18 protein-coding genes and 1 riboswitch are annotated in these 19,420 nt (G+C 74.9%); of the genes, 7 read left to right on the top strand and 11 right to left on the bottom strand.

Annotation, left to right across the window (positions count from 1 at the left end; all coding sequences use genetic code 11):
• Positions 1 to 24: 24 nt before the first annotated feature.
• Positions 25 to 1,386, bottom strand: coding sequence for an aspartate aminotransferase family protein (locus SK069_RS00820; protein WP_319952274.1), 1,362 nt, complete (start codon positions 1,384 to 1,386; stop codon positions 25 to 27).
• Between the two features lie 490 nt (positions 1,387 to 1,876).
• Between SK069_RS00820 and SK069_RS00815 the strand changes: the two genes are divergently transcribed.
• The 3 genes from SK069_RS00815 (at position 1,877) to SK069_RS00805 (ending at position 4,683) form a co-directional block, all read left to right on the top strand.
• Complete coding sequence (locus SK069_RS00815; protein WP_319952273.1) at positions 1,877 to 2,071, top strand: hypothetical protein; 195 nt, start codon at positions 1,877 to 1,879, stop codon at positions 2,069 to 2,071.
• Positions 2,050 to 3,738, top strand: a complete 1,689-nt coding sequence (gene ilvB / locus SK069_RS00810; RefSeq protein ID WP_319952272.1) for a biosynthetic-type acetolactate synthase large subunit — start codon at positions 2,050 to 2,052, stop codon at positions 3,736 to 3,738. The genes SK069_RS00815 and ilvB overlap by 22 nt, the downstream gene beginning before the upstream one ends.
• A gap of 90 nt (positions 3,739 to 3,828) precedes the next feature.
• The gene (locus SK069_RS00805; protein WP_319952271.1) at positions 3,829 to 4,683 is read left to right on the top strand and encodes an SDR family oxidoreductase; all 855 of its coding nucleotides are present in this window, start codon (positions 3,829 to 3,831) and stop codon (positions 4,681 to 4,683) included.
• A gap of 29 nt (positions 4,684 to 4,712) precedes the next feature.
• Here the strand turns inward: SK069_RS00805 and SK069_RS00800 are convergent, their stop codons facing one another.
• The 6 genes from SK069_RS00800 to SK069_RS00775 all read right to left on the bottom strand — a co-directional run bounded on the left by SK069_RS00800 (position 4,713) and on the right by SK069_RS00775 (position 12,525).
• On the bottom strand, positions 4,713 to 6,848 hold the full coding sequence (locus tag SK069_RS00800; RefSeq protein WP_319952270.1) for a PI-PLC domain-containing protein: 2,136 nt from the start codon (positions 6,846 to 6,848) through the stop codon (positions 4,713 to 4,715).
• Between the two features lie 22 nt (positions 6,849 to 6,870).
• On the bottom strand, positions 6,871 to 7,758 hold the full coding sequence (gene purU / locus SK069_RS00795; RefSeq protein WP_319952269.1) for a formyltetrahydrofolate deformylase: 888 nt from the start codon (positions 7,756 to 7,758) through the stop codon (positions 6,871 to 6,873).
• Between the two features lie 61 nt (positions 7,759 to 7,819).
• A complete protein-coding gene (locus SK069_RS00790; protein ID WP_319952268.1) occupies positions 7,820 to 8,842 on the bottom strand; it encodes a spirocyclase AveC family protein in 1,023 nt (340 codons plus the stop codon).
• Between the two features lie 70 nt (positions 8,843 to 8,912).
• On the bottom strand, positions 8,913 to 9,413 hold the full coding sequence (locus SK069_RS00785) for a hypothetical protein (protein ID WP_319952267.1): 501 nt from the start codon (positions 9,411 to 9,413) through the stop codon (positions 8,913 to 8,915).
• 127 nt (positions 9,414 to 9,540) lie between these two features.
• Positions 9,541 to 11,484, bottom strand: coding sequence for an acyl-CoA dehydrogenase family protein (locus SK069_RS00780; protein ID WP_319952266.1), 1,944 nt, complete (start codon positions 11,482 to 11,484; stop codon positions 9,541 to 9,543).
• Between the two features lie 222 nt (positions 11,485 to 11,706).
• Positions 11,707 to 12,525 (bottom strand): NlpC/P60 family protein, encoded by an 819-nt coding sequence (locus SK069_RS00775; protein ID WP_319952265.1) that lies wholly within the window; start codon positions 12,523 to 12,525, stop codon positions 11,707 to 11,709.
• 5 nt (positions 12,526 to 12,530) lie between these two features.
• Positions 12,531 to 12,686, bottom strand: a riboswitch (cyclic di-AMP (ydaO/yuaA leader).
• Between the two features lie 114 nt (positions 12,687 to 12,800).
• Here SK069_RS00775 and SK069_RS00770 point away from each other — a divergent pair.
• Positions 12,801 to 13,847 (top strand): DNA topoisomerase IB, encoded by a 1,047-nt coding sequence (locus SK069_RS00770; RefSeq protein WP_319952264.1) that lies wholly within the window; start codon positions 12,801 to 12,803, stop codon positions 13,845 to 13,847.
• Positions 13,848 to 13,859: 12 nt separating this feature from the next.
• Here the strand turns inward: SK069_RS00770 and SK069_RS00765 are convergent, their stop codons facing one another.
• Together SK069_RS00765 and SK069_RS00760 are read right to left on the bottom strand one after the other, a co-directional pair.
• The gene (locus SK069_RS00765) at positions 13,860 to 14,567 is read right to left on the bottom strand and encodes a DUF3159 domain-containing protein (protein ID WP_319952263.1); all 708 of its coding nucleotides are present in this window, start codon (positions 14,565 to 14,567) and stop codon (positions 13,860 to 13,862) included.
• Between the two features lie 62 nt (positions 14,568 to 14,629).
• Positions 14,630 to 15,526: a DUF7065 domain-containing protein gene (locus SK069_RS00760; RefSeq protein WP_319952262.1), complete on the bottom strand. Its 897-nt coding sequence runs from the start codon at positions 15,524 to 15,526 to the stop codon at positions 14,630 to 14,632.
• A 212-nt stretch (positions 15,527 to 15,738) separates the two neighbouring features.
• On the opposite strand from SK069_RS00760, the gene SK069_RS00755 reads away from it, so the two are divergent.
• Positions 15,739 to 16,203 carry a nucleoside 2-deoxyribosyltransferase gene (locus SK069_RS00755; RefSeq protein ID WP_319952261.1) on the top strand — a complete coding sequence of 155 codons (465 nt, stop codon included), beginning with the start codon at positions 15,739 to 15,741 and terminating at the stop codon, positions 16,201 to 16,203.
• Positions 16,204 to 16,346: 143 nt separating this feature from the next.
• On the opposite strand, the gene SK069_RS00750 is transcribed toward SK069_RS00755, so the two are convergent.
• Positions 16,347 to 16,964, bottom strand: coding sequence for a J domain-containing protein (locus SK069_RS00750; RefSeq protein ID WP_319952260.1), 618 nt, complete (start codon positions 16,962 to 16,964; stop codon positions 16,347 to 16,349).
• A 117-nt stretch (positions 16,965 to 17,081) separates the two neighbouring features.
• Here SK069_RS00750 and mscL point away from each other — a divergent pair, with 117 nt between their 5' ends.
• The gene (gene mscL / locus SK069_RS00745; protein WP_319952259.1) at positions 17,082 to 17,444 is read left to right on the top strand and encodes a large conductance mechanosensitive channel protein MscL; all 363 of its coding nucleotides are present in this window, start codon (positions 17,082 to 17,084) and stop codon (positions 17,442 to 17,444) included.
• A gap of 6 nt (positions 17,445 to 17,450) precedes the next feature.
• Here the strand turns inward: mscL and SK069_RS00740 are convergent, their stop codons facing one another.
• Positions 17,451 to 18,617, bottom strand: a complete 1,167-nt coding sequence (locus SK069_RS00740) for a metallophosphoesterase (RefSeq protein WP_319952258.1) — start codon at positions 18,615 to 18,617, stop codon at positions 17,451 to 17,453.
• 77 nt (positions 18,618 to 18,694) lie between these two features.
• Here SK069_RS00740 and SK069_RS00735 point away from each other — a divergent pair, with 77 nt between their 5' ends.
• Positions 18,695 to 19,348 (top strand): hypothetical protein, encoded by a 654-nt coding sequence (locus SK069_RS00735; protein ID WP_319952257.1) that lies wholly within the window; start codon positions 18,695 to 18,697, stop codon positions 19,346 to 19,348.
• Positions 19,349 to 19,420: the final 72 nt, after the last annotated feature.

Raw genomic sequence — 19,420 nt, 5'->3', positions numbered from 1 at the left:
CGCGCGGGACCCCGCGACGACGCGTCAGCCGACGAGCGTCGCGGCGGCCTCGTCGAGCAGCTCGGTGTGGCGGTCGACGTCCGCGGCGGTGGTCGACGGCGCCATGAGCGCCATGTTGTGGAACGGCGTCAGCAGCAGCCCGCGGTTCAGGGCGTGCAGGTGCAGGTACCGCTCGAGCTCGGGGTCGCTGGCGTCGTGGGCCTGGGTGCCGTTGCGGGCGGGCTCCGGCTCGAAGCGGTACTCCGCCCGCGCGCCGAGCTGCGTGACGTTCCACGGCAGGTCGTGACGCGCGGCGACCTGCCGGACGCCGTCGGCGAACCGCTCGGCCAGCGGGATCGCGTGCGCGAACGACGCCTCGGTCAGCACCTCGCCGAGCGTCGCGCGGATCGCGGCGAGCGACAGCGCGTTGCCGGCCAGCGTGCCACCCACGCCGCCCGTGTCCTCGTAGTCGGCCCCCTCCTGGGCGAACATGCGGTCGTGGACGGCGTCGCTGAGCCCCAGCGCGCCCGACGGGATGCCGGAGCCGATCGCCTTCCCGATCGTCAGCAGGTCGGGCTCGAGCTCCCAGAGCCGCGTGCAGCCGCCCGGCCCGGCGGAGAACGTGTGGGTCTCGTCCAGCAGCAGGAGGGTCCCGTGCTCGCGGGTCAGCGCCCGCAGCGCGTCGTGGTAGCCGGGATCCGGCAGGACGATCCCCATGTTCGTCATCGCGGGCTCGGCCAGGACGCAGGCGATCTCGCCGGTCACGAGCGCCGCCTCGAGCGCCGGCAGGTCGTTGAACTCGATCGCGACGGTCGTCTCGGCGACGTCGACGGCGGGTCCGACGTTGCCCTCGCGCGGCACGGTCCGGCCCGTGGCGGGGTCCCGGACGGCGAACGCCTCGTCGACGGAGCCGTGGTAGCAGTAGCTGTAGACGAGGACCTTGCCGCGGCCGGTGAGCTGGCGCGCGAGGCGCAGCGCCGCCCGGTTCGCGTCGGTGGCGGTGAGGGTGAAGAGCCAGCGCGGCAGGCCGAACCGCCGGCCGAGCTCCTCCCCCGCCCACGCCGCGTCCTCCGTCGGCAGCATCGTCGTGATGCCCCGCGCGAGCTGCGCGGCGACCGCCTCCACGACCGGCGCCGGACCGTGGCCCGGCATCGCGCCCGTGTCGCCGAGGCAGAGGTCGACGTACTCGTGGCCGTCGAGGTCGACGATCCGGTTGCCGCGAGCCTCCGTCGCGATCACGGGGTAGCCGCCGGCCCAGCGCATCATCCAGGGCATCGGCACGCCCCCGACGAGCGATCGGCGGGCGCGCTCGTGCGCCTCCCGCGAGCGCGGGTGCCGCTCGCGGAAGTCCCGCAGCTCCTCCTCCAGCAGCGCTCGCAGGCGGTCCCGGTCGATCGTCGCGCTCACGGCGCGATCAGATCACCTCGCGCCGCCCGGGGCCATTGGCGTCGCGGCCGAACGCGCGGCGGCCGGGCTGTGCTCGTCCACGTCGTGCGCCAGCGGAGCTCGCCGCGGCCGGAGGCACGTCGTCGGGCGCGCCGGACCGACGCGCCGCCGGTGGGCGCACGGCGCTCGAGGACGGGCGTCGAGCCCCGCCCGCCGTCCGGTCGCGTTGCCTCCGCGGCCGCGATCGTGCATCATCCGGGACGTGACCCCGCGTCACCGCACCCCGCTCCTCGTCCAGGACGCCGCCGTCGGCGTCCTTCGCGGCGTGCTCGTAGCCGGCCTCACGGTCGGCCTTCGCTAGGGCTCCGGACCCTGACCCCGCGGCACCGCGCCGCGACACGTCCGAAGCCCCGCCTCCGCCGTACCGCTCCGCCTCCCGTCGGGCGCGGCCGCGCAGGTCCGTGCCCGTCGGGACCCGTCGTCCCGTCGTCGCCCGACCCACCCGCACGCCATGCTCCGCCCGACCGCCCCGTCCACCCGTCACCCCTCCGCCGACCCCGGCGCGTACGTCCCGAGCACCGGCCTCGGCTCGATGGTCGTCGTCCGGCTGACGGGCGGCGGCGATCCGCCGCGCGGTCGCCGTCACCCGCGATCCGCCGCGCCGACGACCACGGAGGAGCAGCCGTGCGCGGCGCCGATCGGCTGATCGAGGCCCTCGAGCGCGAGGGCACCGAGGTCGTCTTCGGCCTGCCGGGCGGCGCCTCGCTGCCGATCCACGACGCGCTGGAGGACAGCCCGATCCGCCACGTCCTCGTGCGGCACGAGGCCGCGGCCGGCCATGCCGCGGAGGGCTACGCGAAGGCCACGGGCCGCGTCGGGGTCGCGCTCGTGACGAGCGGACCGGGCGCCACGAACCTCGTGACGCCGATCGCCGACGCGATGGCCGACTCGGTGCCGACGGTCTTCCTCACCGCCCAGGTGTCGACGCCGCTGCGCGGCACGAACGCGTTCCAGGAGTGCGACGTCATCGGCGTCACCCAGCCGATCGTGAAGCACTCGATCGCGGTCGAGTCCGCCGACGCGATCGCGCCCGCGATCCACGAGGCGTTCCACGTGGCGCGGACCGGTCGCCCCGGGCCCGTGCTCGTCGACGTGCCCTCCGATCTGGCCAAGGCGCCCGCGCGGGCGGCGACTGCGGCACCGAGCCTGCCCGGCTACCGGACCCGGACGGCCCCGAACGGTCGCCAGGTGCGGCGGGCCGCCGAGGCGATCGCCGCCGCCCGGCGGCCGGTGCTCTACGCCGGCGGCGGGATCGTGCACGCCGGGGGAAGCGACGCGCTGCGCGCCCTCGCGCGCACGCACCGCCTGCCGGTCACCACGACGCTCATGGCGCTCGGCTGCTTCCCCGCCGACGACCCGCTGTGGCTCGGGATGCTCGGCATGCACGGCACCCGGCCGGCGAACTGGGCGATCGACGAGGCCGATCTCGTCGTGGCGATCGGCGCCCGCTTCGACGACCGGGTCACCGGCGAGGTCGCGAGCTTCGCGCCCGGGGCGAAGGTCGTGCACCTCGATCTCGACGCGGCCGAGATCTCGAAGATCGTGCCGGCGCACGTGCCGGTGGTCGGCGACGCGCGACGCGCGCTGGAGGCGATCGCCGCCGAGCTCGACCGGATCGCCCCCGACGCGGGCCGGCTCGATCCGTGGTGGGCGCGGCTGGACGCGTGGCGCGCCGAGCACGGGCCGCGGGCGGCGGTCCACGGCGAGCGGATCGACCCCGAGGCGGCGCTCGACGCGCTCGCCGAGGCGCTCGATCGGGTCGACGCCGGGCCCGGCGGTCCGCCGATCGTCACGACCGACGTCGGCCAGCACCAGATGTGGGCCGCCAACCGCCTGCGGTTCCGCGAGCCGCGGCGGTGGCTGACCTCCGGCGGCCTCGGCACGATGGGCTTCGGCGTGCCGGCCGCGATCGGCGCGCAGGTGGCGATGCCGGACGCGACGGTCGTCTGCGTCACCGGCGACGGCTCGCTGCTCATGCACCTCCAGGAGCTCGCCACCGCGGCGGCCGAGCGCGCGCCGATCAAGGTCGTGCTGCTCGACAACGCGTCCCTCGGGATGGTCCGCCAGCAGCAGGACCTCTTCTGGGGCGGCAGGCGCACCGCCAGCGCGCTGGACGACGGCCTGGACTGGGAGCTCATCGCCCGCGGCCTCGGCGTCGCGGCACGCGCCGTCGAGGCGCCCGAGGAGCTCGAGGAGGCGCTCGCCGCGACGCTCGACGAGCCCGGCCCCGCGCTGCTGCGGATCGACGTGGCGACCGTCGACTGCCTGCCGATGTTCGCGCCCGGCACGCCGGCCCGGGCGATGTTCGGCTGACGCGCGCGTTGGGTGAGGAGCACCGCCGGGACGGCGGGCTTGTGGGGGATCGGGCCTCGGCCGTCGCGCGCGCGTGCGAGGCTCCCGGCCATGGTCGCGCCCTCCCGGATCTTCGCCCCCGACCTCCTCGCCGGACAGGTGATCGTCGTCTCCGGCGGCGGGACGGGGCTCGGGCGGGCGGCGGCGCTCGAGCTCGTCGCGCTCGGGGCCGAGGTCGTCGTCTGCGGCCGCCGGCCCGAGCCGCTGGAGGAGACGGTCGCGCTGGCCGGCGAGCGCTGCCGTGCCCGCGTCTGCGACATCCGCGAGGAGGACGACGTCGCGGCGTTCGTCGACTGGACGCTCGAGCAGCACGGCCGCATCGACACGCTGCTGAACAACGCCGGCGGGCAGTTCCTCGCCCCCGCGGAGTCGATCACCCCGAAGGGCTTCCGCACCGTCACGCGGCTGAACCTCGACGGCACGTGGCTCATGACCCACGCCGTGGCGACGAAGGCCTTCATCCCCGCCGGCGAGGACGGGCGCGCCCGCGGCGGCAAGGTCATCAGCGTCACGCTCTCGCCCCACAACGGGCTGCCGGGGATGGTCCACAGCTCGGCGGCTCGCGCGGGCGTCGAGACGATGATGGCCGAGCTCTCCACGGAGTGGGCGCGGTTCGGGATCCGCTGCAACGCGATCGCCGCCGGCCAGTTCGGCACCGAGGTCTTCATGACGAAGTACCCGCAGGAGATGGTCGCCGCGGCGGCCGGTCAGGTCCCGCTGGGACGCCTCGGTCGCCCGGAGGAGTTCGCGTGGCTCGTGGCCTACCTCGCCTCCCCCGCCGGCGACTGGTTCAGCGGCGCGACGCTCACGCTCGACGGCGGCCGCGACCACCACGTCGGCCCGTGGCCGATCGAGGGCTCCCGCGACGCCGAGGGCCGACCGCTGCAGGAGGCGCGGCGCGCCTGACCGGGGACTCCCGATCCGGTCGCCGCGGGTCAGCGGGCGAGGCCGTTGAGGGCGTCGACGACCCCGAGCAGGTCGCCCCGCCGGTAGAAGTTCACCGCGACGAGGTTCACCCGCCGCTTCCGCAGGCGCTCGCACTCCCGGGCCCGGGCGAGCAGCGGACCGCGAGCGTTCACCGTCGAGGCCTGCGAGGGCCGCGGCAGCGGGTCGGTGGAGACCCAGTGGTTCAGCAGCATCAGCGGCGCGTCGGGCGTGCCGCGGTTCTCGGCGCAGGACGCGGCCCGGTGCTCGGACGCCGTGAGCAGCGACGGGCGCCCGAAGGCGTAGGGCGTCTCCTGCAGCACGCCGTCGGCGTAGGCGGCCGGGTACCAGGCGGCGCCGGGCTGCCCCGCGGTGGCACCCTGGTGCTCGGCGAGCACGACGAGCCGTCGACCGGTCGCCACCATCTCGCCGAGCGTCGGCCACCGCCCGCCCGCCCGCGGCACGGGCTGCACGAAGCGCTCGAGCCCGGCATCCCGCACTGCGCCGACGATCGCCCGGGGCGGCACGCCCTCGTCCTGGTTGATGACGACGACGACCTCGCCGGGATGCGCGGCGAGGAACCGGCGCAGGTCGGCCAGCACCTCGCCCAGCGGCGTCGCGCCGAGCTCGCAGAACGTGTGGCACAGGTAGATGCCCCGCTGGCCCTGGCCGGTGAAGCCGAGCCGATCGCGGATCCGCAGCGCCGCGGCGAGGGTCTCGGGACTCAGGCCGTCCTCGCGCGCCTGCGCGGCGCTCGGGACGATCACCGTGCGGTGACGACCGCTGGGCAGGCGGTCGGCGTAGTGGGTGTCGATGAGCAGGCCCCGCACGCCGTCGGCGAGCTGCCCGGCGATCGGCCGCTCCTGCTCGGCGGAGTACCAGCCCGGCAGCGGCACCGACATCGCGTTGTGCGTCGCGCCGAGCGCGACCTCGTCGAGCCGCCGGCCGCAGAGCTCCCGGTGGCCGTTGCAGCGGTCGGTCGCCCGGGGCGCCCCGCCCGTCTGCTCCGTGCTCGCGGCGCCGCCCCCCACGAGCAGCACGAGCACCAGGCCGGAGGCGCCGGCCACCAGCACGCCGCGGCGCGGACGCGGGAGCCGGCGACCCGCGGGACGCGGCTCGCGCGCCGCTTCGGCCGGCGCCACGAGCTCGAGCAGGATCCGCACGCCCTCGTACACGAGGTACGTGCCCGCCACGGTGAGGAGCAGCGAGACGACCGCGTCCCGTGCCACGAGCACCACGGCGCCCGCGAGGAGGAACGCGACGCCGCGCAGCGCGCGGCCGGCGGTCGACGCCGGCTCCCGGGCCAGCCGCTCCGCGAGCAGGCGCAGCGGCGCGCCGAGCGGCATCGGGCGCAGCAGGGAGCCCGCCGCGGCGGCGAGGACCGCACCGACGCCTGCGCAGAGCCACCACGCGGTCCGCAGGTCGCCGATGAACGCGTCCCAGACCGCCCCGATCGCGGCACGGGCATCGGCGTCGCTCGACGCGTCGACCGCCCAGGCGCGCAACGGCGTCAGCGCGACGACCGCGACGATCGCCGCGCCGGCCGTGCCGATGCCGACCCGCACGGTGGCGCGCCGCCGGTCCGGTGCGAGGGCGAGCGCGACCACGAGCAGCGCGAGCCAGCCGACGACGAGCCCGATCAGGACCGCGTGGACCCGGCTGAGCACCCGGCCGACGTCGGCCGAGGCGCCCGCGAGGCCCTGGTCGACCACCGCCACCCGCCGGTTCGCCTCGAGCTTCGCGGCGAGCCCGGGCCGCACGGCCTGCAGGCCGCCGGCGACGACCGTCCCGACGTCGGTGAGCGTCAGCGTCACGGTGTCCTCGTCCCCGTCGACGACCGCGCGGTGCAGGTCGCGGGCGGCCGAGCGCACGAGATCGGTGAAGGCCTGGCTGCCGGCGAGCCCCCGGACGGTCGCGTCGATCAGCGGCCGCGCGGCGAGGAGGTCGGGCTCCTGGCGCACGAGGCCGTCGGTGACGCGCTCGGCCACGACCGTCCGCACCCGGTCGTCCCGCAGCGCTGCGGTGGCGCGGTCGGCGAAGCGGTCGGCGTCGCCGACGCTGCGCTGCAGGTAGCCGACGCCGACGGCGAGCACCAGCACGACGCCCGCGAGCAGCGCGAGGGCGTCGGAGAGCCGGGCTCGCGTCATCGCTCAGCGACTCCGTCGCCCGTCAGAGGACGACGGTCGTGCCGTCGTGGACGATGACCCGGTCGGCGGCGTGCCACGCCACCGCGCGGGCGAGGACCGTGCGCTCGATGTCGCGCCCGACGGCGACGAGCGCCGGCACGTCGTCGCGGTGGCTGACGCGCGCGACGTCCTGCTCGATGATCGGCCCGGCGTCGAGCTCCTCGGTCACGTAGTGGGCGGTGGCGCCGACGAGCTTCACGCCGCGGTCGCGCGCGCGGGCGTACGGGTTCGCGCCGACGAAGGCCGGCAGGAACGAGTGGTGGATGTTGATCACGGGCACGCCGAGCCGCGTGAGGAGGTCGCCGCTGAGGATCTGCATGTACCGCGCGAGGATCACGACGTCGACCTCACCGGCGAGCAGCTCGAGCAGTCGCTCCTCGGCCTGCGGCTTCGTCCCCGGGGTGACGGGGACGTGGTGGAACGGCAGGCCGAACGCGCCGACGTCCTCCCCCAGGTCGGGGTGATTGGAGGCGACGAGCCGCACGTCGAGGTCCAGCTCGCCGCGTCGGTGGCGCCAGAGGAGGTCCATGAGGCAGTGGTCCTCGCGCGAGACGAGGATCGCGGCGCGCTTGGGCACGGCCGCGTCGTGCAGCGTCCAGCGCATCGCGTAGCGGTCGGCGACCTCCGCGAGCTCGGCCTCCAGCGCCGGGCGCCGCGCGCCGAGCTCCTCGAGGTGGAAGACCACCCGCATGAGGAACGTCCCGCCCTCGAGGCTCGTCGAATACTGGTCGGACTGCGCGATGTTCGCCCCGTGGGCGTGCAGGAGGCCCGAGACCGCGGCCACGATGCCCGGCCGGTCGGGGCAGCGGACGAGCAGCCGCCCGACGTCGGCGACGGCGGGCGGCGAGGCGGATGCGGCAGGCTGGGACATCGGCGCGCGCATCCTCGCACGGGCGCCGCGCCCCCGCGAGCCCCGCGGTGCGGTCCGTGGCTCAGTCGTTCGGCGTCATGTACGACGGCAGGTCGGCCATCGAGTCGCCGATCAGCCCGAAGAGCTGGAACGGCACGTGGTAGATGAAGAAGAGGCAGCAGAAGCAGAACGCGATCACCGCGAGCCACCGCGCCGGCGTCCGGATCCTCTCGGGCAGTCGCTCGACGCCGCGCTCGGGGAAGGACAGCCCCTTCGGGTGGTCGATCGCGCTGAGCTTCAGCGCGGTGAAGGCCACGCCGAGGCTGGCGACGAGCACCGACTCGTAGAGCGGGAACTGGTACTGCGATCCCGCCCAGAGCGTGAGCTCCGACGGGGTCTTCGCGTAGTGGTACGCCTCGACCACGCGGATGAGGACGTTCTCGAGCACGAAGTCGAAGGCGAACGCGGCCGCGAACACCGTCGCGTACGCGCGGACGTTCGAGAACGACGGGTCGCGCTCGCGCATCCGGCCGATCCAGGCGCAGGCGATCATCGCCACCGTGATGCAGTAGTAGGTGTACTGCGGGATGCCCCAGATCAGCGCCTCGGCGTAGCGGGACTGGTGCTCGGGGTCGTTGAGCGGGATGAACGACGCCCACGACCCGAGGTTGATCGAGTGCTGGTTCCACGCGAACAGGTACTCCTGCGTGTTGAGGATGCCGTCGGTGAAGCTGCCGATGAGCAGACCGATGGTGATCTTCGCGTCGAGCGTGAAGTGCCCGAGCCGCAGGCGCGGCCGCACGATCACGAGGTACACGAGCAGCGACATCTCCACGACGCTCAGGGCCTCGACGATGCGCAGCGCGACCTGACGCCAGTCGGCGTAGACGTCCGGACCGGTGACGTCGACGGCGCGGAACTCTTCGCCCGACAGGATCCAGCGCCCCCAGCCCTGCGTCACGAGCAGCAGGACGCCGATGCCGATGACGGCCCAGATCGCGATGACGCCGGTGCGGTCCTGCGGCTCCTCGGGCCGTGGCCCGCCGGCGCGGGTCGCCTCGGCGGTGGGGACGGCGGACGGGGGAAGGGGAACGGTGCTGCTCACTGGGGCTCCTTCGGGCTCGCGCTGGCGTGCGAACCGCATGCTAGACCAATTGCCGGACACCGTGTTTGGATTATTGGTCCCGACGGTCTGTCGGGTCGAGCCGCCAGCGAGCGAACCCGTCGTCGTCGCGAAAGATCCGCTGCGCCGGCAGGGAGGTCAGCGCGGCGTCCACGGTGGCGACGGCGTCCCGCAGGGCCTGGCGGTCGAGCTCCTCGAGCGCGCCGATTCGACCGGCGTCGACCAGCGCCCGCACGCGGTCGACCGCCTCGGCCGCCGCCACGACGTCGGACCACTGGCGACGCGCGAGCACCCCGGCGAGCTCGGGCTTCGTCCGCTCCCAGCTGGGGAGCAACGGGACGCTGCGGCGCAGCGGCTCCCAGCCCGCCGTCGCGAGGGCCTCGGCGATCGGCGCGCGGGCGACCTCGAGCTCCTCGAGGAAGCGCAGCGAGGACGCGCGCGCCTGGTGTCGGGCGCCCCAGCGGACGCTGGAGAACCAGCCCACGATCTCGGCGAGGCCTCCGGCGACCCCGCGGCGCTCGGCGTCGCGCTGCGCACCGTTGTCGAACACCATGTTCGGAGTGTAGCCCCGGGTCGTCGGCGCGGAACGACGACGGCGCCCCGGAGGGCGCCGTGCGGGCGGACGGTCGAGCCGTCCGGCGCGTCGCCGGCGGACGCCGGCGACGCGGGCGAGCGGTGGCTCAGGCCTCGACGGCCTGGCCCTGGCCGAGCTTCGCCGTCTTCTCGACGTCGACCTCGGGCTGGCGGTAGTTCTCCGGGTCGCCGAAGAGCGGGGTCTCCGGGTCCGCGGCGATCACGCCCTCCTCGATGAAGGAGTAGCGGCCCTCGAGGGCGCCCTTGGCGACCTTGCGGGTCTGGTCGTCGTCGTTGTCCTTGAGCTCCGCGAACAGCGCCTTCGCGCGGCGGCGGCACTGCTGGGAGAACGCGTCGGCGAGCTCCTCGATCGCCGCCGCGTCCTGCGGGCGCTGCTTCTTCAGGTGCTCGGCGTAGACGACGGCGCTGGAGATCGAGAAGAGCTCGGCGCCGATGTCGACGATGCGGCCGAGGATCGCGGTGCGGTCCACGAGCTTCGCGCCGTTCTTGCCCATCGCGTAGAACGTCACGCGGGCGAGCTTGCGGGCGTTGCGCTCGACGAACCGCAGGTGCGTCGCGAGCTCGCCGAACTCGTCGTAGCTGCGCGGGTTCTGACCGTCGCCGACGGTGAGCTGCGGGAACCACTTCGCGTAGAAGCCGCCGGCCTTCGCCGCGAGCTTCGCCTTCTCGGCCGGACCGCCGTCGCCCTCGATGAGCTCGCCGGCGATCTGCAGGTGCTGGTCGATGGCCTCGCGAGCGATCTGCAGGTGCATGATCTCCGTCGAGCCCTCGAAGATGCGGTTGATGCGCATGTCGCGCAGCGTCCGCTCCATCGGGACGGCGCGCTCGCCACGGGCGGCCAGCGACTCGGCGGTCTCGTAGCCGCGGCCACCGCGGACCTGCACGGCGTCGTCGATCGCCTTCCAGGCGAGCTCGGAGCCGACGAGCTTCGCGACCGCGGCCTCGATCCGGATGTCGGAGCGCTTCGTGTGCGCCAGGCGGGTGGCGACCTCGACGACGGCCTCGATGCCGAACGCCGTCGCGTGGATGTTCGCGATCTTCGAGGCGACCTCGTCGTGCTGGCCGACCGGCTTGCCCCACTGGGCGCGCTCCGTCCCGAAGTCGCGGACGACGCGGGAGGCCCACTTCGTCGCGCCGGCGCAGATGGCCGGCAGCGAGAGGCGGCCGGTGTTCAGCGTCTGGAAGGCGATCTTCAGGCCCTCGCCCTCGCCGCCGATGAGGTTCTCCTTCGGCACGAAGACGTTCTCGAGCCGCGTGACCGAGTTCTCGATGCCCCGGAGGCCCATGAACTGGTTGCGGTGCTCGACCGAGACGCCCTCGGAGTGGTAGTCCAGGACGAACGCCGAGACGCCCCCGCGGCGGCCCTCGCTCTTCGGGATGCGCGCCATGATCACGACGATGTCGGCGATCGCGCCGTTCGTCGCCCAGAGCTTGCGGCCGTTGAGGATGTAGCCGGAGCCGTCCTCGGTGGGCACGGCCGAGCACTGCAGGCGGGCGGGGTCCGAGCCGACGTCGGGCTCGGTGAGCAGGAAGGCCGAGATGTGGTCCTTGGCGACCTTCGGGAGCCACTTCTGCTTCTGCTCCTCGGTGCCGGCGATGACGAGCGGCTCGGCGACGCCGATCGACTGGTGGGCCGAGAGCAGGGCGCCGAGGGCGCCGTGGTAGGTGCCGGCCATCGACATGGCGCGGCCGTAGGTCATGCGCGAGTGGCCGAGACCGCCGTACTTCTTCGGGATCTTGATGCCGAACGCGCCGAGGTCCTTCAGGCCCTGGATGACCTCGTCCGGGATCTTCGCGTCGCGCTCGATCTGGAGCGGGTCGACCTTCGTCTCGAGGAACTCGCGGAACTCGGCGAGGAACTTCGCGCCGGCGGCCTCGGCCTCCGGGTCCTCGACGGGCAGCGGGTGGATCAGGTCGAGGCGGAAGTCGCCGAGGTACAGCTCCTTGCCGAAGGACGGGAGCTTCCAGTCCTGCTCGCGCGCCTCCTCGACGAACTTGCGGGACTCTTCGCTGGTCGGGGCGTTGGTCATGGCTTCAGGTCTCCGAGGAGGTGGATTGACTGGTCAGTCAATACCCAGGGTAGCGCACCCGCAACCACGGCTCCACCGAACCCGACCGGCGGTAGGACGGGGCCCTCGCCCGGCGTTCCGCCCACGACGACGGGCCGCCCGATGGGCGGCCCGCGGCGGGCGCGATCCGGCACGGGCCGGTCGCGAGGAGTCGATGGCGGCGCGCGCTCGCGCCGCCGGGGGTCAGCCGGTCACGCGCCGGGCGCCGACGTAGTGGTCGTCCCAGTAGCCGCTCGCGAACGAGTGCTCCATGACGCCCTTCGTCGTGGCGGAGATCGCCGTCGTCGCGCTCGTGGCGATGCCGACGTGCGAGGCGCCCGAGCCGGCGCTGTCGAAGAAGACGAGATCGCCGGGCTGGATGCTCGCCCGGTCGACGGCGACGCCCTGCTTGTACTGGTCGAAGCTCGTGCGGGGCAGCGAGATGCCGGCGCGCTTGAAGGCCCAGACCGTGAGGCCCGAGCAGTCGAAGCCGCTGGTCGTGTTGCCGCCGGAGACGTACGGCGTGCCGATCGCCTCGCGCGCGGCGGCGATCGCCGCGGACAGGTCGCCGGCGGGGGCGGGCGTCGCGGAGCCGTCCGTCGTGGTCGCGCTGTGGACGGTGAGCTTGCGCTCGATCTTCTTCGCGAAGCCGAGGCGCATCGCCTTCAGCGTCTCGAGGTTCGGGCGACCGGTGCGGTTCAGCCGCTTCTTGCGCTGGTAGCGCTTGAGCGCGGAGCGGGTCCGCGAGCCGAGCTGCCCGTCGGCCCGGACCTTCACGCGGCGCTGGACGCTCTTCGTCTGGGAGCGGGTGAGCTTCACCGGCGCCGTCTGGGAGACCGCGCCGGTCGTTCCCGCGGCGCTCGTCCCGTCGTCGGTGCTGCCGGTGCCGTCCGTGGCGCCGGCCGGCGGGGTCGTCGTCGTGCCGGTGCCGACACCGCCGGAGGCCGACTGGGCGGCGGCTGGGGCGGCGATCGCCAGGGACAGGAGCCCGGCGAGGACGCCGGCGCGGGTGAGGACGTGCACGTCTGCTGCTCTCTTTCGTCGGCCTACGGGGTTAGCTGACGGGCTGGCGCAGAAAGAGCAGCGCCTCCAACGACGTGGATTTGCCCCAGCGTCGCACCTCGCGACGCAGTGGATCCCCCGCTCGCCGGGACACTCCCCCGGCGATTCGGCTCGGAGCACCGTAGCAGGGCCGTCGGCGCGCGCGTCGCGTCTCCTTCCCCCTGCAACCGCCCGGTCTGGCACCCCGCCGCTCGGCCTGGCGCGTCGGCGCCGCGACGACGGGGTAGCAGCGCCAGGTGCGGCTGCGACGGAGCGACCCCTCAGGCCCTGGGATCCGGCGGATCGGCGCCGGGCGCGGCTTCTTCTACCGCGACGCCGACGGCGAGCGGATCACCGACCCCGAGACCCTCGAGCGGATCGAGCAGCTCGTCCTGCCGCCCGCCTGGAAGGACGTCTGGATCTGCCCCGATCCGCGCGGGCACCTCCAGGCCGTCGGCACCGACGCCGCCGGTCGCCGGCAGTACCGCTACCACGAGGCGTGGCGGACCCGGCGTGACCGCGAGAAGTTCGACCGGATGCTCGAGTTCGCCGCCGGTCTCCCCCGGCTGCGCGCCACGCTGCTCGAGCACCTCCGCCTGGACGACGTCCCGCGCGAGCGCGCGCTCGCGTGCGCCGTGCGCCTGCTGGACCTCGGGTTCTTCCGGATCGGCTCCGACCAGGCGGCCGAGGAGCACGAGACCTACGGCGTCGCGACGCTGGAGCAGCGCCACGTCGTGCTCGAGGACGACGAGCTCGTCTTCGACTACGCCGCCAAGGGCGGGGTGCGGCGGCTGCAGGTCATCGCCGACGACGAGGTCCACGACGCGGTCGGCCGGATGAAGCGCCGGCGCACCGGCGGCGATCGGCTGCTGGCCTACCGCGACGGTCGCCGGTGGGTGCCGGTGCGGCCCGAGGAGGTCAACGAGTACCTCCACGAGCACGCCGGGGACTGCACCGCGAAGGACTTCCGCACGTGGAACGGCACGGTCCTCGCCGCGCTCGGCGTCGCCATGAAGGACGAGGCGCGCTCGCGCACGGCGCGGCGGCGCGCGATCAGCGACACGGTGAAGGAGGTCGCCTTCTTCCTGGGCAACACCCCCGCGGTCGCGCGCGCGTCCTACGTCGACCCCCGCGTCTTCGATCGCTATGAGAGCGGCTGGACGATCGGGGCGCGGGTCGAGGAGCTCGGCGGTCCCGAGGCCTTCGTCGACCCGGAGGGGCGCATCGCGCTGGAGGACGCCGTCCGCGATCTGCTCCGCGACGAGGGCGAGGACTCCCCCGCCCTCGCGCGCCTCGGCGACTGAGGCGCGCGCGCCTCAGGCGGCGCCCGGAGCCGGGCCCTGGAGGTTCGGGACCCGGCGGACGAGCAGCCAGGTGAGCCAGAGCCCCAGCGCGAAGAGCGGGATGCCCATCGCCACCCGCGCCACGCCGAGGGCGACGAGCGCGCCCGCGAGGTACATCGGCAGCTGGACGGCGAGGCGCAGCAGGAAGAGCCCGACCCAGATCCACGAGGCCTGGGTGAAGACCCGGACCCGTTCCGGGTCGCGACGCCAGCTCGAGTCCTGCTGGGTCATGAGCGCCACCAGGACGCCGATGAGCGGCCAGCGCACGAGGATCGACACGAGGTACGCCGCCGCGTAGCCGACGTTCGCCAGGAGTCCCGGGAGGAAGAAGTCCTCCGCCCGCCCGGTCCGGGAGACGATGAACCCCGCCAGGGCGATCCCGATCAGCCCCGAGATCGCGAACTGCAGCGTCTGCCCGCGCACGATCCGGGCGATCGTCAGGACGACGCCCAGGCCGACCGCGACGATCGCCGCCGCCGTCGTGTCCTGGCCGGAGATCGTGTACGCCGCGACGAAGACCGCGGCCGGCAGCGCCGACTCGGCGATCCCGAGCGGCCCGCCGACGGCGTCGCCGATCGACGTCGGGACGCCCTGCGCGGCGGCGGTGCGCGAGGGGTCGGCGCCCGGGCCCGGCGGGACGACCGTCGGCTCGGGGTGCGCTGCGGGCTCGGGCTCGGGCACGGCTGCGGAGGCTACCCGGCGGGGCCCGCGACGCCGCCGGGCGCGGCGGGTCCCGCCCGGCGTCACCCGATGCGGCGCACCATCCCCTGCTCGGTCAGGCCGTAGCCCTCGACGCCGTCCTGGGTGCGCAGGGCGCCGATCTCGTCGTACGCCGAGAGGACCGGGCCCGGACGGGTCCAGCCCATCGGGCACCAGAACGTCCCGTGGCGCTTCGTCGCCTCGACGTCGAGGACGCGGCCGTCGACGAGCTCGACCCGGCACGAGGCGAGGAGCCCGGCGGCGTCGCGCACGATCGACATCTCCTTCGCGGGGACCGCCCGGTCCGCGTCGAGGTAGAAGCCGAGCGTCATCTCGCGGCCGTCGGTGCCGCGGAGCTTCATCGCGTTGAGCGCGAACTCCGGGAACACCCACATGTGCCCGTAGTACTCGCTGAGGTTCGCCGACTCGTCGCGGAAGCCCCACGTGCGGTCGCGGAACCCGAGGCCGTCGATCTCCACCTCCTCGCCCGCGACGACGATCCGCCCGCGGACGCGCGCGGCGCGCTGGTAGTGCGCGATCGGCGCGGAGGTGTCGGCGGAGAAGGCCTCCGGCGCCTGGTCGCCGGTGAAGTCGCCGAGCGCGAAGAGCGGCGTCGTCGTGAGCTCGGCTGCGAGCTCCGGCGAGGACACCGCGAAGGTCGGCCCGCCGTCGACCTGGATCGAGGGCGTGGACCAGGTGCCCGGCTCGGGCTCCTCGATGACCTCGACGGCGGTGTGGCCGCGCCGCGCGCTGAACCGCGTGCGACGGCCCTGGGCGTTCGGCGAGGAGGAGGTGTGGAGGATCGCCGAGACGTCCCGCTCCGGGTCCCAGAGGCAGATGAAGATGTTGTCGCGCCAGGGCGTGTCGACGCCCGGGTGGTCCGTCCTCGCCGGCGCGCTCAGCGGCCCCCAGTCGGTGCCTTCGGCTGCGGTGGTGCTCATCGTCGTCCTTCGGTCGTGGTCGCGGCGGCGCGACGCCGTCGCCGGCACGAGCACGGAGGTCGCTGGACAGCGCGACCGAACACCATGTTCGATGCCGTGGTCGCGAGCCTAGCGCGCCCGACCGCGACGGGTCGAGGGCGCGGGTGCGCCGGAGGAGGCCGGCCGAGGCGCGGCGGCGCGGCGCCGGACGCCCGGGAGGCTAGGCTCGGACGATGCCCCGCCCGCGCTGCTACGTCGCCTCCCCGCTCGGGTTCTCGGAGACGACGCGCGGCTGGTACGCGACGGAGCTGCTGCCGGCGCTGGCGGAGCTCGTCGAGCCGGTCGACCCGTGGGCGCTGTCGACGGCCGAGGAGTTCGAGGCCGCCGCCGCGGCCGGCCGGCAGCGGGCGTTCGCGCTGGAGGTCGGGCGCCGGAACGCCGAGGCGATCCGCTCCTCCGCGCTGCTCGTGGCCCACCTCGACGGTCAGGAGCCCGACAGCGGCACCGTCGTGGAGGTGGGGTACGCGTGCGGCCTGGGACTGCGGTGCTACGGCGTCCGCAGCGACCTGCGCCAGGCCGGCGAGGCGGGCGTGCCGCTGAACCTGCAGGTCGCGGCGCTCATCGAGGCGTCGGGCGGCACGATCGCGCCGTCGACGCCGGCGCTCCTGGAGCGGCTGCGCGACGACCTCGCCGGCTGACCGGCGGTCCCTGGGCGCGGCAGGAGGCCGCGCCGGACCGGCTCAGATCGCGCCGAGGGCGAGGTTGATCCCGTAGGCGAACGTGACGACGCCCAGGAGAACACTGATGAAGAGCGACCAGTCGTCCATAGCGGGCGCGAATCCTAGTCCGCGGGGCGGCGGTCCGTCGAGTCGTCGGGCGGCGCGGCCCGGCGGGCGATCGCGCGGGCGGTGAGCAGGGGCAGCTCGCCGAACGTCGTGCGGCGGCCCCGACGGTCCACGACCACGAGCTGCGCGTGGCGGCGCCACGGTCGCGGCGGCCGCACGGCGACCTCGCGGACGTCGCCGAGGGCGAGCTCGCGGACGCGGTGGACCGGGGCGTCGTCGAGGAGCCAGAGGAGCCGCCGGTCGGTCACCGCCAGCAGCGCCTGGGGGCTGGCCCAGACGGCGACCGGCACGACGAGCAGCACCTCCTCGGCGGGGGCGACCGTGGCGCCGAGCTCCGGCCCGAGGGTGCGGTGCAGCGCCCCGGCGAGCGGATCGGGCGCCCGGGACGGCGTCGTGGCGCGCGCCGCCGAGGCGGGCCGCTCGTGGCGCAGGCGCGCGTAGGCGGCGTTCAGCAGCGCCATCCGGTCGTGACCTCCCCCGCCGCGCGCGTCGGGGTGCCAGCGCTTGGCCTGCCGGCGGTAGGCCGCCGTGACCCCCGCCTCGTCGGTGCCCGGCGGGACCCCGAGGACCTCGTGCGGGTCGATCGCGCCGCCCGGCTGCGCCGCGCTGCTCACCGCTCCATCCTCGCGCACCGCGTGACGCGCCGACGGCAGGGACCGCGCCCGCCGCGCCGAAGGAGACGCCGACCGCGTCCCCGGCGCGACCGACCGACCCCCACCCCATCTCGATCCATGCTCAAAGAGCTCAAGGCGTTCCTCTTCAAGGACAACCTCGTCGACGTGGCCGTCGCGTTCGTGCTCGGCACGGCCTTCGCGGCGCTCGTCAAGGCGCTCGTCGACGGCATCATCATGCCGATCATCGCCGCGATCGTCGGCAAGCCGAGCTTCGACGACATCGTCATCTCGATCAGCGACACCGACGTGAAGGTCGGCGTCTTCCTCACCGCGCTCGTGAACTTCGTCCTCATCGGGACGGTGCTCTTCTTCCTCCTGCGCGCGGTCACGAGGATCCTGCGCAAGCAGGAGGAGGTCACCCCGCCGAGCGACGAGGTCGTCCTCCTGACCGAGATCCGCGACGCGCTCGCGCGTCGCTGAGACCCGTCAGGCCGGGCCGGGCTCGTCGTCGAGGAGCTCGGCCTCGCCGTCGGCGTCGTAGACGTCCGGGTCCTCCGCGGCCTCCTCCGTCCCGGCCGTGCCCCCCGCCGCGCTGCGCGCGGACTGCGCCACGACGTCGCCCGGCGGGACGTCCTCCAGCAGGCGCACGACCTCCGGCGTCCGCTCGCCGTCGAGCCAGATCGCGCCGCCCGGCCAGAACGGGCTCGTCGTCTCCGCCGGGCCGACGATGAGCGGCTCGTGGACCCAGCAGCCGCTGTTCCACAGCCACGGCCCGTCCTCCTCCGGGTGCCAGGCGCCCAGGCCCTCCTCCGCCGACAGCGGCCCGAGCCGGTGCACGTGGCCGAAGACGACGTGCCGTGCCCGCGGCAGCACCCCGAGGTCGCGGGCCACCCGGACCATCGCCGGGAGCCCGCCCGCCTCGAGCCGCCGGTGCAGGAGGTCGGAGCCCAGCGGGGCGATCCGCTCGACGCGTCCGCGCCCGGCGTCGCCGGCGGCGAGCAGGGCTTTCCCGAGCGCGCGCGCGAGGCCCCCGATCCGCTCGACGCCCTCCTCGAAGCCGTCGGGGAGGTCCCGCACGACGAGCGACGCCGCCGCCACGGACGCCATCCGCCCGAGCTCGTAGCCGTCCGCGGGGCCGGCGGCCTCCTCCGCGGCGGCGCGGCTCATCCGGGCCAGCGGCCCGGCCGCGAGGTGCTGGTCGATGTAGTGGCCGTGGTGGGCGTAGATCGTGCGCCCGAGCCACGCCCCCGGGTACTGGACGCGGATCCGCCCGTCCGGCGGACGCAGGGCGCCGACGACCTCGGCCAGCACCTCCGTCGCGTCCGCCGGGACCTGGGTCGCGGCGCCGAGGGGTCGCTCGGCCGCCCGGCGCTCCCGCAGCCACCCACGGACGAGCAGGTGGTCGTGGTTGCCGGGCACGACGAGGATCTCGCCGCCGGTCATCGCGCCGCCGAGCCGCTCGAGCACCGGCATCGCCTCGGCCAGCGCACCGCTCACCCGCCCCTCGAGCAGCTCGACGAGGTCGCCGAGGAGGACGAGCCGGTCGGCCTTCGCCGCGGCCGCCACGAGGGCCCGCAGCGCCGGGGGCTGGCGCAGCACGTCGCGCCCGCCACGGGACCCGAGGTGCAGGTCGGAGACCACGAGCGTGCGCATCCCGCGCAACGATGACGATCGGGCCGGGCGGACGGGGCCCGATCGCGGAGCGACGCGGTAGTAGCATCGCGCTCCGGATGGCCAAGCAGCGGCAGATGAAGATCGAGCAGCGGGGTGGCCTCGCGGCCATGCAGGCGCTCGAGCAGCGCTCGGACGAGGAGCTGGAGCGCGAGACGCGCAACCGCGCCGCCGCGATGGCGATCCTCGGCAGCCGGGCCGCCGAGCGCTACGACGCGCCCGCCGCGCGGCGCTTCTTCCAGCAGGCGCTCGCCGCCGCGCGACCGCAGGAGCGCCCGCAGATCCGCCGGATGGCGGAGGCGGCGCTCGCCCTCGCCGAGCGGCGGTCGAACGACCTCGCCGCGGCGGCCCAGCGCCTCGGGCAGGAGGCACCGAGCCGGCGCCAGCTCTTCCTGCTGCGGCTCGCCGGCCTGCTCGTCCCGCCGCCGGGCTCCGGGGGCTGGCGGCGAGCCCGCGGCGTCCTGCTCATCATCCTGCTGCTCGTCCTGCTCGGCGCGGTGGCGACCGGGCTCGTCTGGCTCGTCTCCCTGCCGATCCCCGGCAGCCTCGACACCGCCTCGCTGATCGTGCTCGGCATCATGGTGCTCGTCGCCGCGCTCGTCGGGCTCGTCGTCTTCGGGCGACGACGGCAGCGGCGCGCGCAGGCCAAGCGGGCCGAGGCGGCGCAGCAGATGCGCCAGCCCACGAACCGCGCGTCGCGTCGCCGCGGCTGACGGTCGCGGGGGCGACCGCCGCCCTGTGGGACTCCACGGACGTCCCGCCCGGAAACTCTCACCGCTGGCCGG

The sequence above is a fragment of the Patulibacter brassicae genome (assembly GCF_033949425.1).
Lineage (GTDB): Bacteria > Actinomycetota > Thermoleophilia > Solirubrobacterales > Solirubrobacteraceae > Patulibacter > Patulibacter brassicae.
The sequence above is the reverse complement of the archived record's forward strand: the minus strand, read 5'-3'. Positions and strand labels throughout refer to the sequence as shown.

Bases quoted from the DNA above. Each gene is read 5' to 3' on its own strand.
- SK069_RS00815 (WP_319952273.1), top strand. From the start codon at position 1,877: ATGCTCCGCCCGACCGCCCCGTCCACCCGTCACCCCTCCGCCGACCCC.
- SK069_RS00805 (WP_319952271.1), top strand. From the start codon at position 3,829: ATGGTCGCGCCCTCCCGGATCTTCGCCCCCGACCTCCTCGCCGGACAG.
- SK069_RS00800 (WP_319952270.1), bottom strand. From the start codon at position 6,848: ATGACGCGAGCCCGGCTCTCCGACGCCCTCGCGCTGCTCGCGGGCGTC.
- purU (WP_319952269.1), bottom strand. From the start codon at position 7,758: ATGTCCCAGCCTGCCGCATCCGCCTCGCCGCCCGCCGTCGCCGACGTC.
- SK069_RS00785 (WP_319952267.1), bottom strand. From the start codon at position 9,413: ATGGTGTTCGACAACGGTGCGCAGCGCGACGCCGAGCGCCGCGGGGTC.
- SK069_RS00780 (WP_319952266.1), bottom strand. From the start codon at position 11,484: ATGACCAACGCCCCGACCAGCGAAGAGTCCCGCAAGTTCGTCGAGGAG.
- SK069_RS00760 (WP_319952262.1), bottom strand. From the start codon at position 15,526: ATGAGCACCACCGCAGCCGAAGGCACCGACTGGGGGCCGCTGAGCGCG.
- SK069_RS00755 (WP_319952261.1), top strand. From the start codon at position 15,739: ATGCCCCGCCCGCGCTGCTACGTCGCCTCCCCGCTCGGGTTCTCGGAG.
- mscL (WP_319952259.1), top strand. From the start codon at position 17,082: ATGCTCAAAGAGCTCAAGGCGTTCCTCTTCAAGGACAACCTCGTCGAC.
- SK069_RS00740 (WP_319952258.1), bottom strand. From the start codon at position 18,617: ATGCGCACGCTCGTGGTCTCCGACCTGCACCTCGGGTCCCGTGGCGGG.
- SK069_RS00735 (WP_319952257.1), top strand. From the start codon at position 18,695: ATGGCCAAGCAGCGGCAGATGAAGATCGAGCAGCGGGGTGGCCTCGCG.